This window comes from Tannerella sp., assembly GCF_030528505.1.
GTDB lineage: Bacteria > Bacteroidota > Bacteroidia > Bacteroidales > Tannerellaceae > Tannerella.
Genome location: NZ_JAUMYS010000024.1, coordinates 26,444 through 39,520 on the forward strand (window position 1 = coordinate 26,444; position 13,077 = coordinate 39,520).

Here is a 13,077-nt window from a genome sequence, read left to right on the forward strand (position 1 = left end):
CAAACAGGCAAAGACATGAAATTTCTGGGCATTATACCGGCACGCTACGCCTCGACCCGCTTTCCGGGCAAGCCGCTGGCCGACATGGACGGACAACCGATGATCCGACGCGTCTACGAACAGGTGCAAGATACGGTCGACCGCCTGTATGTCGCGACCGACGACGCGCGCATCGAAGCCGCCGTCAAAGCCTTCGGCGGAGAAGTGGTGATGACCTCCGAGGCACACCGCAGCGGCACCGACCGCTGCCACGAAGCATCGACGAAAGTGGGTGAAGGATTCGACGTGGTCATCAATATTCAGGGCGACGAGCCGTTTATCCGTCCGCAACAAATCGAGCGACTGAAGGAATGCTTCTCTTCGCCCGAAGTACACATCGCCACGCTCGCGAAAGCCTTCGCGAAAGACGACGATTTCGAGGCCGCGCTCTTCAATCCCAACACCCCGAAGGTCGTCATGAACAAGAACGGAGACGCGCTTTATTTCAGCCGCTCCATCATCCCCTACATCCGCGGAAAGGTACATACCGAGTGGCTGGCGCACCACGTGTTCTACAAACACATCGGGCTGTACGCGTACCGTACCGGCGTGTTGAGCGAAATCGCGCGCCTGCCGCAATCGTCGCTCGAGCAGGCCGAGAGCCTTGAGCAGCTGCGCTGGTTGGAGAATGGCTACCGCATCCGCGTAGGCATCACCGAACAGGAAACCATCGGCATCGATACGCCCGACGATATGGAACGCGCCATCGACTTTCTAAGAAGTCAGGCCAAGTAACACCGCCCCACACAGAGCGAAAGGCAATGCATCGCGATGAAACGGTTACATCCCATCGAAGCGTGGATAGCGGAAGGCGAACATCAGCAGCAGGATTTTAAATTCGAAGTCAGCGACAGCAAAAAAATCGCCCGAACGCTCAGCGCCTTTGCCAATACCGACGGCGGACGACTGCTGATCGGCGTCAAAGACAACGGACACATTGCCGGCATACAGGGCGACGAGGAGTATTATATGGTCGAGGCCGCGTCGACCATGTACACACGTCCCGAAGTGCCGTTCACGGCCAAGCATTGGGAGATCAACGGCAAAACGGTACTCGAAATCAACGTCGAGCCGTGCGCCGCGCGTCCGTATCTGGCACCCGACAAGGACGATCACTACAAAGCCTATATCCGCGTGGCCGACGAGAACAAGCTGGCCAATAAAACCTTGCTCCTCTCGTGGCAAAAACGCGAAAGCGACGACGGCAATCTGCTGCGACTGACGAAACCCGTCGAAAAACTGATGCGCCACCTCGACACACACCCTTCGGTCAGCCTCCGCGAGTTTTGCCGGATCGCGCGTATCCGCTACCTCACCGCCCGAAACATCGTGAGCGACCTGATAGCCGTCGGCACCTTACGCTACATCGTGCAGAACGGACAAATCGTTTACGAGAAAACAAAAACAACGCCCGACACATAAACCGCGTCACGCGACCTCGTCTGCGTTCCACATCTTTTGCATCATATACAAAAAATCTTCACACAGATTGATTACAATCAACTTGCGGGAGATAAATCTTCACGCAGATTTATTACAATCAAATTGCGGGAGATAAAAAAGATATTCAACTGATTAAATACAATTTATAACTCCCCCGAATGAATAGTTCTTAAAAAAGCGCATCGACATCGCAAAAAAACGTAATTTATTTGCATTTTATTCGAAAAAAGCATATATTGCGGCCGAATCATTCAACAAATTGTTTTACTTGATTTAATAAGAAAAACTATGAAAATTACATTCCAAAAAATCAGTACAAAAAACTTGGCGACACTGGCCGAGCGAATCATCGCTTCGTCAAAGAACGGACAATACAAGGTGGTAGAAAACCATGAACTGCTACTCGCCGTAGAGAACGAGTACAAACCTTACGATGCGGTCTATTCCAAACTGACGTACAGCGGAAAAGGACCGGAAATAGCTGAAGCCGACGAGACGCGCGACAAGGCCTTCAACAGCCTCAAACTCTTCCTTAAAAGCTACAAAGACCTGCCTTCGATGCCCGACGTCATCGAAGCCCAAGCGTTGTATGACGTATTCGAACAATTCGGGCTCGATATAGACCGGATGAATTACGCCGAAGAATCGGCTCAAATGAAAAAGCTGATCGAAGCCCTCGAAAAACCCGAAAATCTCGCACGGCTGACAACGCTCCGCCTCGATACCTCGTTCGGCAAACTCAAAGATGCCCAAGAACGGTTCGAAGCCTTGTACGCCATACAGGCCGAAGCCAACGCCGATTTGCGCACCCTGCCCTCGGCCTCAGCCATCCGACGACGCCTCGAACGCGCCTTGCGCGATTACATCGGCCTGCTCACCGCCATGCGAAACGTGCCGGGATGGGAAATGATCTACGCCGACATTCACGAATTAGTGAAAGCCGCCACCATCGCCTACAAAAACGACCCGAAAAAGAACGCATAAAAAAGAAAAAGCCTTTATGGGAATATAATTGCTTTCCGCAGTACGCTCCGCTCCCGATACTCCATTAAGGAACGGGGCGTACTCATTATTTAGAAAAGTTATCAATCGAAAAATCAAACATATAATATTGAGGTTGAAATAAGTACTTTTTTAATTACATGACAATAAATACATAAAAACAAACTATTATATGGGAATAAAAGAAAATAGAGTTTTCTATCTCTTCAAGAGAGGCCAAAAAGAACATATTCAAGCTCTTTATGAAGAAGGATGCATATATATCAATACCATTGACTACATTCGAACTTGTGACAATAATCCGGAGAGATCTGATGCAAATGATGGAATAGAGAATCGATGGTTTATGGGAAATGGGAAAGTATCAATATGCGATGTTGACAAAGATATTGATAAAGATGGTATAACTTTTGATGCTATAAATATGGCAATAAACACAGACTCGAAAGAAAAAGGAAATATTTATTGTTTAACCGGAGTTTACTCAGAAAATCTTTTAGGAGAAAGAAATAACATTGTATTTGATACCAAATCTTTCGGAGAATCTGTAATATTTATTTATAATCCAAAAGAATTTATCAATAGACTTTTCTACGCATTAGACAAAAAAGGATACATTAAACACATAAATGAAAAAGTTATGTATTATGACAATACATATTCAGGGAAAATAGGATTCTTCAAAAAACATGAAAAATTTAAAACACAAAATGAATACCGAATTTTTATTCCCAATAAAGATAACACTCCGATTAAATTAAAAATTGGCTCTTTAAAAGATATTGCAAAAATAACACATGGTGAACTTTGTTTAAAATTAATCCACAGTGATGGAAAAGAGCAATTAATAACAATATAAATTCAGAAACTTGAAAGATAACATTTGCGTGACAACATATAAAACAGATATGACGGCATGTATTTTACTAGCTTAAACAACTAAGAAAGATATCTGAATAGCACGTTTGATTGATGTCCACTATGCAGAATTACTAATAACTCTACATGATATTTCAAAAAATATAATCTATCATAAAACAAGGTACGCCCCCCTCTTAAACACAAATTCCGCAACAGAACAAATTGAAGTAGTAACCCTGAGGGTCTTTACATGTTGATTTGTTTGATTATTGGCTGAATGCTGAAACCCGAACGCCAATTAACAATTGACAATGAATATTACGTCAGGCTTTCAGCCCTCCAAACAAGGCTTGGGCATCAACGCTCCCCACCCTCGCGGGATGGGACTGAAATACATCGGGCTTTCAGCCCTTGTAAGCCATTCGGGCCTTTATTTGTTTAAATGTTTGCTAACTGAACAACTATTGGACCATTGACAATTCAAAGAAAGCCCCGAAGGGGCGCGTTAATTCAGCCCAATGCGTAGCGTTGGGAGAAAACAGCAATCACCCCAAAGAGGGCTGTAAGCCTGAATTAAATTAATTGTTAATGGTTAATGAACAATGGTTATGCATGGTACACGCCGAATCATATACCCGAAAATAACCATTAACAATTAACTTCTCGTTTTTCGTTCTTCGTTTTTCACTTTCCCATAACCATTAACAGCTGACAATTAACAATTAAAAAACTTTTCTTCTTCGGCCGCATGCACGTTAAAATATGAATATTCAACCGAAAACTACGGGATATTCCCTACATTTGCATGCAATTTTCAGAAAAAAGGATGAAAACGAAGATTTTTATGGCAATGCTTCTTCTGGTCTCGGTTTGTCTTTCGTCGTGCGACAAGGACAGGATTTCGTATCCGAAGATGAAGAAGGAACAGAAAAAAGCAATCGAACAGTTTATCAGCAGTCAAGGGATTGAGGTGCTGCGCAAATACCCGGCCAACGGCGTATTTGGCGAAAAACAGTTTTACCTCACCGAAGAAGGCATATATATCCATGTCGTCGATTCGGGCAACGGCCAGCGTGCGCAATTCCGGAAAACCGAAGTACTTATGCGATTCAGCGTCCGGAATTTCTTCAAAAAAGACACGACACGCGCTGACTTTTTTGCCAACGAATCCGTGCCGTTCGAGTTTACGTACGGACGTGCCGATGTAGTTCTGCATCAACACAAGGAGAACACAAGAAGTGCTTACTATTATTATTTCAGCACAAGTCTTGAAGCCGCATTGAGATACGTCGGCGATGGTTCGACCGTGAGAATGATTATTCCGTTCGAAGTGGGAAGCGAAGACCAGGTAAAGAGAGGCATTCCGCTCTATTACGAAAAAGTAACGTTCCGTTTCTATTGATCCCTTATCGGGGGCTGTCGGCAAAGATCGCCGGATTCAACTCCGCCAATCCGCGTTCGAACGTCCGGACAGCCTCTTCGAGCGTGCCGTAATATTCGCCGCCCGAAGCGTTTTTATGTCCGCCCCCGCCGAAGTGGTTTGCGGCAAAACGATTGCACGGAAAATCGCCGACAGAGCGTAACGAGATTTTGATCTGGTCGCTGTCTTCGCGGATAAACACCGAAAATTCGATTCCGTCGATGCTCAACGGCATGTTCACGAACCCTTCCGTATCGCCCGTAACGTACGCGTAGCGCTTCAGTTCCTCCAACGACAACGTGATCAGCGCCGTTCTCAACTCCGGATACACCTTCATTTTCTCGTTCATCGTATAGCCCATCAGACGCATCCGCGACTCGGAATAGACCTGATACACCTTACGGTAAATTTCGTCCTTGTCAATCCCCTTTTTGATCAGCTCGCTGACCACGGCATAAATATCGGCCCGGTTCGAGTTGTACGTAAAAGCCCCCGTATCGGTCATCATGCCCGTGTAGAGGCATTCGGCCGCCTCCTTATTGATATCGTCGTACGATTTGATGGCGCAAAGCAACCGGAACACCAGTTCGCTCGTCGACGACATGATCGGATACGAAATCACCAGACGACAGAAGTCGCCCGGATTCGGATGATGGTCGATCATCACCTTACGCCCCTCGGCCGCTTCGATAAAAGGCGCCAGCTTGCCGGCGCGTTTTGGCTCGTTGTAATCCATATTGAACAACACATCGGCTTCGCGTATCAACTGCTGAGCGTACTCCGGATAACGGTCGTAAACAAGAATATCGTCCGTGCCCGGCATCCACTTGAGAAAGTCGGGAAACTCGTTCGGCGCAATCACACTGACCCGCTCTTTCCCGATCTCCGTCAGGAAGTGATACATTCCCAGCGACGCACCGATGGCATCGCCGTCGGGCGAGACATGAGCCATCAATACAAACCGTTCAGCCTTGTCAATATAATTTCGGAAGCGTTGCACTTGAGCTTCATCCAACATTTTCGTAAGCATAATCTTTTCTTGTTTTAGTACCGCCAAAGATACAATAAATTTGTTAAAACACAAGGTAGCCCGTCAGTCCCGCGAGTATAATCAGCCGGATGATGCCCATTTTGAAGAAATAAGCGAGTACAAACGTAGACAACGCGATCAGCACGCTACGATAGTCTACGAAATTATGCTCGTTCATCAGCAGTAGTGCCGCGGCGGCAATCAGCCCGATGGCTGCCGGCTTCATCCACAGCAATGCCCCGCTGACATACGGGTTGTCTTTGAATTTCATAAAAAAGCGACTGATAAGCACCATGATCAGGATGGCCGGCAAACAGACGGCCGACGTCGCGATCAACGAACCGACGATGCTCCCTCCCGTCGCCGTATAACCGATGTACGTGGCACTGTTGATGATAATCGGGCCGGGCGTCATCTGTGAGATGGCGACGATGTCGGTAAACTCGCCCATCGTAAGCCATCCGTGCGCCTCCACCACTTCATACTGCACCATCGACAGCATGGCGTACCCTCCACCGAAACCGAACAGCCCGATTTTAAAAAACGTGAGAAACAACTGAAGATAAATATCCATCATGTTTTGGCAATAAAGGTATGATAAACCACCCCGACAACGCCCGAGAGCGCCATCACCCATATCGGCGAAACGGAGAATCCCCACACGGCAACGGCCGAGAGCAGCGCAATCGTAACAATCCCCCACTTCAAACCGCTTTTCTTGAGCATATTCACGACAGGTACGGCAATCAACGCCACAACCGCCGGACGAATCCCGCAGAAGACACGTTCAACGACAGGGTTTGTACGGATGTCGGCAAAAAAGAAAGCGATCAGCAAGATCGTAACGAACGAAGGGATAGCCGTTCCCAAGACCGTCGCAATCAGTCCGCCGTAGCCTTTCGTCTTGTAACCGACAAAAACGGCCGCGTTAATCGAAATCGGTCCGGGCGACGATTGCGCCAATGTAAGCATCTCGGCAAACTCCTCCTGCCCGATCCACCGGCGACGTTCGACCACCTCTTTCTCGATGAGCGGAATCATCACATACCCTCCGCCAATCGTGAACGCCCCGATCTTCAAAAACGAACTGAACAATGCCCAGTAATGCTTTAGCTCCGTTTGAATCATGTGCGAATGTAAACATAATTAAGGTATAATCATGCAAATTTCACACATTAAAAAAACGATATCCCGGAAAATTATCTACCTTTGCGCCTCAAAATCCAACAAATAAACGGATTAAACACAGTGATGAAGAAAACGATACGATATATACTTTTCCTTGTATTTACCTTATCCGGCGTTGGGCTGAACATGATGCAGGCCCAGCAAGTCACCTCCGTCTCGGGGATTGTGCGCGACTCGATTACGGGCGAAACGTTGCCCTACGTCTCGATGATTTTCGAAGGCTCTTCCATCGGAGGCATCACCGACCTCGACGGAAACTTTAACCTGCAAAACAATCAGGGACTGACCAGCCTGTCCATCTCATACGTAGGCTACACGACGAAAGTCATTCGCCTGAAAGCCGGACAGAAGAACGAGGGCGTCGAAGTGCTACTCGCCCCCTCGACGATTCAGATTTCCGAAATCATCGTCAAGCCTAAGCGCGAAAAGTATAGCCGGAAGAATAACCCCGCCGTCGAGCTGATGAAAAAGGTAGTTGCGCGCAAAGACAGCAACCGCATCACGCAACTCGACGAATATCAGACCGAGTGCTACGAGAAGATGACCCTTTCGTTAGACAAGTTCGATACCGATTTCGAGAAGAACAAACTGATGAAAAAGTTTAAGTTCATCAAAAATTACCTCGACTCGTCCGAGATTGACGGCAAGCCGATTCTGACGCTCTCGCTGCGCGAGAAAATCTCCGACATCTATTACCGGAAAAGTCCGAAGACGGAGAAAATCATCGTCAAAGCGCAACGGCAGCAGGGTGTAGACCAGACACTCGACGAATACGGTACGATCTCGGCTAACCTCGAAGAAATCCTCAAAGGGATCGATGTCTTCGACAACAATATCCCGTTTCTGCTTAACCGCTTCGTCAGTCCACTCTCGTCTACGCTGGCCAATGCCTACTACCAGTATTATATCATGGATACGCTCGACGTGGGCGGCGAACAGTGCGTCGATCTGGCTTTCGTGCCGGTCAACCCGCAAAGTTACGGATTTACGGGACGGCTCTACATCACGCTCGACGGTACGTATGCCGTCAAAAAAGTACGTCTGAACGTCCCTCGCCATATCAACCTGAATTACGTAAAAGATTTGCGTATCGATCAGGAATTTAAACGACGCGACGACGGGTTGTGGGAGCTGGATAAGGATAATACGTACGTTGTTTTCTACTTCATCGACGGCGGACAGCAGATTTATGCGCATCAGCTGCGCAGTTATTCCGAGTTCCGCTCGCCCGTGGCCAACGGCGACTCGATCTTCAGCCTCTTAGGCAAAGTGCATACGCCGCTGGCAAGGCATCTGGCACGCCCCGACTCCTTTTGGGTGAATAATCGCCACATCCCGCTGAAAGAAAAAGAGAATGCCATCGAGCATCTGCTTGATCAGTTGAGAGCAGTACCCGTATTCAACGTTTTTCTTAAAACGGTCGAAATCCTGATCTCAGGCTATATCCCGATTAACAATGAACACACGAAGAATAAGCTCGATTTCGGCCCGATGAACACGACATTCAGTTCGAACGTGGTCGAAGGCTTTCGCATTCGTGCCGGAGCGATGACGACGGCTAACCTTCACCCGCATCTGTTCTTCGGAGGCTACGCGGCTTATGGTATGAACGACCGCAAATGGAAATACAGCGGACAGGTGACGTACAGCTTCAACGAAAAAGAATATCACGAAAAGGAATCGCCCGTCAATAACCTGTCTTTCCTGCACGAATACGATCTGTACACGCCGGGACAGGATTTCCTTTTTACGAGCAAGGATAATGTGTTTGTAGCTTGGAAAGTAGGCAAAGCCAACCATCACATGAACTACTTGCGCAAAACGCGCCTGCAATACGAAAAAGAATGGCTCAACGGATTGAGCATCAGAACATGGATGCAGCACCAGAATAGCGAAGCGACAGGTTCGCTGCGGTATATTCTTCACAAGGACGACGATATCTACCTCCGTCTGAGAGACATCACCACGGTAGAATGGGGTGCTCAGTTGCGTTTTGCCCCGGGCGAACGGGCATACAACAGTCGTCTCGGAAAAAGCTCGGCGTTAAATCTGTCGAAAGATGCTCCGGTCTTCAAACTGTCGCACCAAATCGGATTCAATGGCTTGCTCGGAGGAGAATACCGTTACAACCGGACCGAGGCAAGCGTAAGCAAACGTATCTGGCTGTCGTCGTTCGGACATATCGACGCCAACCTGAAAGGCGGAAAAGTATGGAACGAAGTGCCGTTCCCGCTGCTCATCATGCCAAATACGAACCAGGCCATTACCATTCAGCCCGAGGCCTTTCACCTGATGAATCCCATGGAATTTCTGGCCGATCAATACGTCTCGTTCGAGGCCTCTTATCATCTGAAAGGATGGATTCTGAACCGTATCCCCCTTATCAACCTCTTGCAACTGCGTGAGGTGGCTTCTATCAGCGGTGTCTGGGGCAGCCTGAGCGACAAAAACAATCCGGAAAAACGTTATGGACTATTCGTCTTCCCCGAAGGCTCGCAAGCGTTCGGCAGCAAGCCATATCTGGAATTCAGCGTCGGACTGGAAAACATTTTGCGCGTCCTGCAAATCAATTATTACCGTCGACTGAGCTACCTCGACCATCCGGATATCCAAAAGCACGGAATCCGCATCGCCATGCGCTTCTCGTTCTGACAGGTTGTGTATCCTTGCCATAATATGATGCGTATATATCGTGCTAAAAAACACGAAGATTCCGAATCAAACGCAAACGGATTGCCGATAACAGTCAACTTGTGAGTGGCACTCACAAGTTCAAGAATTCTTCATTACCGATAGACAAAACACGCGATGAATTACAGAATCAGAAAAATCGAAGAGCACGAACAAGCCTTGCTGAAGGACTTCCTTTATGAAGCGATTTTCATCCCCGAAGGAGTAACGCCGCCCGACAGGTCGATTATCGAGCATCCCGACCTGCAAATCTATGTTCGCAACTTCGGTGCGTACGACCACGACCACGCACTGCTTGCTGAAGTAAACGGAACGGTCGTAGGTGCCGTATGGGTGCGTATCATGAACGATTACGGCCACGTCGACGACCAGACTCCCTCCCTCTCCATATCGCTTTATACGGAATACAGAAACCGAGGAATCGGGACGGCGATGATGCAGGAAATGCTTCGCTACCTCAAAGAAAAAGGCTACAAGCGCATCTCCCTTTCCGTGCAGAAAGCAAATTACGCGGCAAGATGGTACCAACAATTGGGCTTCACCGTCGTAAAAGAAAACAGCGAGGATTACGTCATGCTAAAAGAATGGTAAGTACGATTGCTTAGAGGCAAGCAGTATCAACAGACTGCTTCGGTATCTCTTCTTGTGCCCCTTTCGGTTGAAAATAATGGGTCTTTGTTGATCTGCTGCAAGCCGTACAGAAAATTCGCCCAAAATACCCATTTGTTCGGACATGTTCACGTAAGTTATGGCATAGAAAAATCGAAATACACAACATTTGTCAATGCCTCTCTTGTGAGAAAAAATAAAATGGTGGCTAAACCGTTTTTGCTGGAAATATGAAATACGCAAAGTTCCAAACCGTTAACAAGTAAACTTATCTAAGCAGAACCTCCTCTTTCAGCCTCACCGTTGCGAGAAGATAATTCAATGTGTATAAACTTAAATGCCTGATAGTCACAAAAACTCCAAAGGACTTTTAATTTTTGATTTGGAAATATCGGTTATATGCGTGTAAATCTCTGTCGTTTTGACGGATGAATGCCCCAATAATTGCTGAATGTACCTGATATCAGTGCCGTTTTCAAGTAAATGGGTGGCAAAACTGTGTCGCAATATATGTGGCGTTACCTGTTTTTTGATTCCGGCTCTCACAGCTGCATCTTTCACCACATTTTGCACGCTTTTTTCGGAACACAGTCCACCTCCTTGTCCCTCTATCAGATAATCTTTGGGTTTATATTTAAAGAAATACTCCCTCAAATCTTGTAATAATTGATAAGAAAGCATAACAACCCTGTCTTTGTTTCCTTTTGAATTTCTAATATGAACAACCATATTGCCGGAATCTATATCTATAATTCTCAGGTTTAATAACTCACTCAAACGTAACCCACACCCATACAGAAGTTTAATAATACACTTGTGCTTTTGACTGGTTGTTGAATCAATCATTCTCTTCACTTCATTCATGCTTAAGCACTTCGGCAATGCGTGTGTTTTGCGGGAAGGGTACAGATGTTTCAGATTCAGATTCACACCAACCACCAATTGGTAAAACTTATCTATTGATGCCACTATCATCTTTTGATAAGAATGGCTTACTGCGTGCTTATTTATTTTCCAAAACACATATTTTTCTATTTCAGCTACACCAAGCTCATCTGGATTGATAAATTTTTTTTCGGCAATTTGCAGAAAGTTTTTTACTGCACTTTTGTAGTTGAAAATAGAGTTTTTACTATATCTTTGAAGTATCAACTTCCTTTCATAATCGGCTAATAATATTTCAATTTGCATAGTATTTTGTTTTTTTGCAAATTTAGCAAAACATTCGCAAATACAAATATTTTTTTAGTCAGATTTTCTGATTTATTAAATTGATTTATTGACATATATCCCGTCTTTGAAGAATTAGACATAAAATGATATACGAATGTTATAAGTTTAACATATACGAATGTTGTATATTTGTTACGTAAATAATACGTTAGGGCACATTATAAAAGACACAACATATGGAACCATTATCAATTATAGCAATAGGAGCAGCTGTCGGTGGAGCAGCTGGGAAATTTGTTGAAAAAGCTTGGGAATCAGGAGAAAAGTGGATACAGTCATACTTTAAAGACCATAAAGAAGTTGCTCAACAAAAGGCAACAGATAATACTATGGATTTTTTAAAAGAGTTAGCTCAAAAAGTCAAACAACTTGAAGACTCAAAACAGATTTCACAAGAAAAGATTGAATCAGCTCAAGACCATCCTGATTTTTCTGCGATGCTACAAAAAGCATTATTGACATCCGCACAAACTGATAATAAAGACAAGCATATTATTTTAGCCAGACTTGTTTCAGAAAGACTTAAATCAGAACCAGAATCAATACTTGCTCTTGGTTCAAAAATGGCTTGTGATGCTATTTCATATGCTACTGTTAATCAATTAATTATATTAGGATTAGCAGTAAACTTTTATGGAATTAGACCAAATCCTTTCCCACCATTAGGAGTAAATGAAACCAATTATCAATCGTGGATGGATAATTGGTTAATGATTAGATTAAAGCCTTACCAAACAATAAAATTTAGAGAAATAGATGTAACTCACCTTGAATCAATTTCATGTCTTAAAGTAAATACTTTTATAGGTCGTGAATTAAATGAAATGTTTCAAAAAGACAATTTAATCTATGATTTTGAAAAGATGAGAGACATTCCATTAAGAGATTCAATGAAAAAGATTTGGGAAGGACTTCAAAAGATTGATTTGACAACAGTTGGACAGATAATTGGAGTTTCTGTATCTGATTTGTTGACGAGAACAAATACAACATTTGATGGCTGGGATTAAAAAATAACGTGCCCTAACATCATGTATAAAAAATTTGGGGATTTAGTGCTTACTTGAAACATTCTGCCCCGCATCAGCTTTTGTAACGGTTGACAGTGACGAGCCCGCAAACCCCAAACATTTCATACAATTTACCGTTAGCTGCAACTTTAAAGCCAAACAGAAACATTACTAAACAAAATGTAAAGAATAATGAGCAGACCATTTAGAATTTTATCCCTTAGTGGAGGAGGAATTAGAGGGATTTTTCAAGCCTCTTTTTTAGAAAAAATTGGGAATGAACTTGAACAACCAATTCACAAAAACTTTGACTTAATCTGTGGTACTTCAACTGGTGCAATTGTAGGACTTGCTGCTGCAAATGGAATAGACTTAAAATTAATCAGCAACCTTTACAAAGAAAAAGGTGGATTGATATTTAAAAAGAATTTATTCGCAGGAATACAACAAGGACCAATTTATAATCAAGCGGTTCTAAAAAATGAATTAGTTAAAGTCATTGCTGTCCCATTAAAATCTAAAATAGTTCTTTGAAATATTTGAAATTTAGT

General features: G+C 44.8%; 13 protein-coding genes. 9 read left to right on the forward strand and 4 right to left on the reverse strand.

Annotated features, from left to right (window positions below; genetic code table 11):
- The first annotated feature begins 15 nt into the window (after positions 1 to 15).
- The 5 genes from kdsB (at position 16) to Q4A89_RS05425 (ending at position 4,747) form a co-directional block, all read left to right on the forward strand.
- Positions 16 to 774: a 3-deoxy-manno-octulosonate cytidylyltransferase gene (gene kdsB / locus Q4A89_RS05405; RefSeq protein WP_303184222.1), complete on the forward strand. Its 759-nt coding sequence runs from the start codon at positions 16 to 18 to the stop codon at positions 772 to 774.
- 36 nt (positions 775 to 810) lie between these two features.
- Positions 811 to 1,461 (forward strand): helix-turn-helix domain-containing protein, encoded by a 651-nt coding sequence (locus Q4A89_RS05410; protein WP_124790616.1) that lies wholly within the window; start codon positions 811 to 813, stop codon positions 1,459 to 1,461.
- 309 nt (positions 1,462 to 1,770) lie between these two features.
- A complete protein-coding gene (locus tag Q4A89_RS05415) occupies positions 1,771 to 2,466 on the forward strand; it encodes a DUF6261 family protein (protein ID WP_303184223.1) in 696 nt (231 codons plus the stop codon).
- Between the two features lie 190 nt (positions 2,467 to 2,656).
- Complete coding sequence (locus Q4A89_RS05420; RefSeq protein WP_303184224.1) at positions 2,657 to 3,343, forward strand: hypothetical protein; 687 nt, start codon at positions 2,657 to 2,659, stop codon at positions 3,341 to 3,343.
- A gap of 828 nt (positions 3,344 to 4,171) precedes the next feature.
- Entirely contained in the window at positions 4,172 to 4,747 is a 576-nt protein-coding gene (locus tag Q4A89_RS05425) for a DUF4827 domain-containing protein (protein ID WP_303184225.1), read from the forward strand.
- Positions 4,748 to 4,751: 4 nt separating this feature from the next.
- Here Q4A89_RS05425 and Q4A89_RS05430 read toward each other — a convergent pair whose 3' ends face one another.
- The 3 genes from Q4A89_RS05430 to Q4A89_RS05440 are packed head-to-tail and all read right to left on the reverse strand — an operon-like array spanning position 4,752 to position 6,923.
- Complete coding sequence (locus tag Q4A89_RS05430) at positions 4,752 to 5,795, reverse strand: bifunctional oligoribonuclease/PAP phosphatase NrnA (RefSeq protein ID WP_303184226.1); 1,044 nt, start codon at positions 5,793 to 5,795, stop codon at positions 4,752 to 4,754.
- Between the two features lie 43 nt (positions 5,796 to 5,838).
- Entirely contained in the window at positions 5,839 to 6,372 is a 534-nt protein-coding gene (locus Q4A89_RS05435) for a chromate transporter (protein WP_303184227.1), read from the reverse strand.
- A complete protein-coding gene (locus tag Q4A89_RS05440; RefSeq protein ID WP_303184228.1) occupies positions 6,369 to 6,923 on the reverse strand; it encodes a chromate transporter in 555 nt (184 codons plus the stop codon). Before Q4A89_RS05440 ends, Q4A89_RS05435 begins: the two co-directional genes overlap by 4 nt.
- Positions 6,924 to 7,046: 123 nt before the next feature.
- Here Q4A89_RS05440 and Q4A89_RS05445 point away from each other — a divergent pair, with 123 nt between their 5' ends.
- Entirely contained in the window at positions 7,047 to 9,635 is a 2,589-nt protein-coding gene (locus Q4A89_RS05445) for a DUF5686 and carboxypeptidase-like regulatory domain-containing protein (RefSeq protein WP_303184229.1), read from the forward strand.
- 156 nt (positions 9,636 to 9,791) lie between these two features.
- Complete coding sequence (locus tag Q4A89_RS05450) at positions 9,792 to 10,265, forward strand: GNAT family N-acetyltransferase (RefSeq protein ID WP_303184230.1); 474 nt, start codon at positions 9,792 to 9,794, stop codon at positions 10,263 to 10,265.
- A 366-nt stretch (positions 10,266 to 10,631) separates the two neighbouring features.
- On the opposite strand, the gene xerA is transcribed toward Q4A89_RS05450, so the two are convergent.
- Complete coding sequence (gene xerA, locus Q4A89_RS05455; RefSeq protein WP_303184231.1) at positions 10,632 to 11,474, reverse strand: site-specific tyrosine recombinase/integron integrase; 843 nt, start codon at positions 11,472 to 11,474, stop codon at positions 10,632 to 10,634.
- A 218-nt stretch (positions 11,475 to 11,692) separates the two neighbouring features.
- Between xerA and Q4A89_RS05460 the strand changes: the two genes are divergently transcribed.
- Together Q4A89_RS05460 and Q4A89_RS05465 are read left to right on the forward strand one after the other, a co-directional pair.
- Positions 11,693 to 12,526: an LPO_1073/Vpar_1526 family protein gene (locus tag Q4A89_RS05460; RefSeq protein WP_303184232.1), complete on the forward strand. Its 834-nt coding sequence runs from the start codon at positions 11,693 to 11,695 to the stop codon at positions 12,524 to 12,526.
- A 192-nt stretch (positions 12,527 to 12,718) separates the two neighbouring features.
- Complete coding sequence (locus tag Q4A89_RS05465; RefSeq protein WP_303184233.1) at positions 12,719 to 13,060, forward strand: patatin-like phospholipase family protein; 342 nt, start codon at positions 12,719 to 12,721, stop codon at positions 13,058 to 13,060.
- Positions 13,061 to 13,077 lie beyond the last annotated feature (17 nt).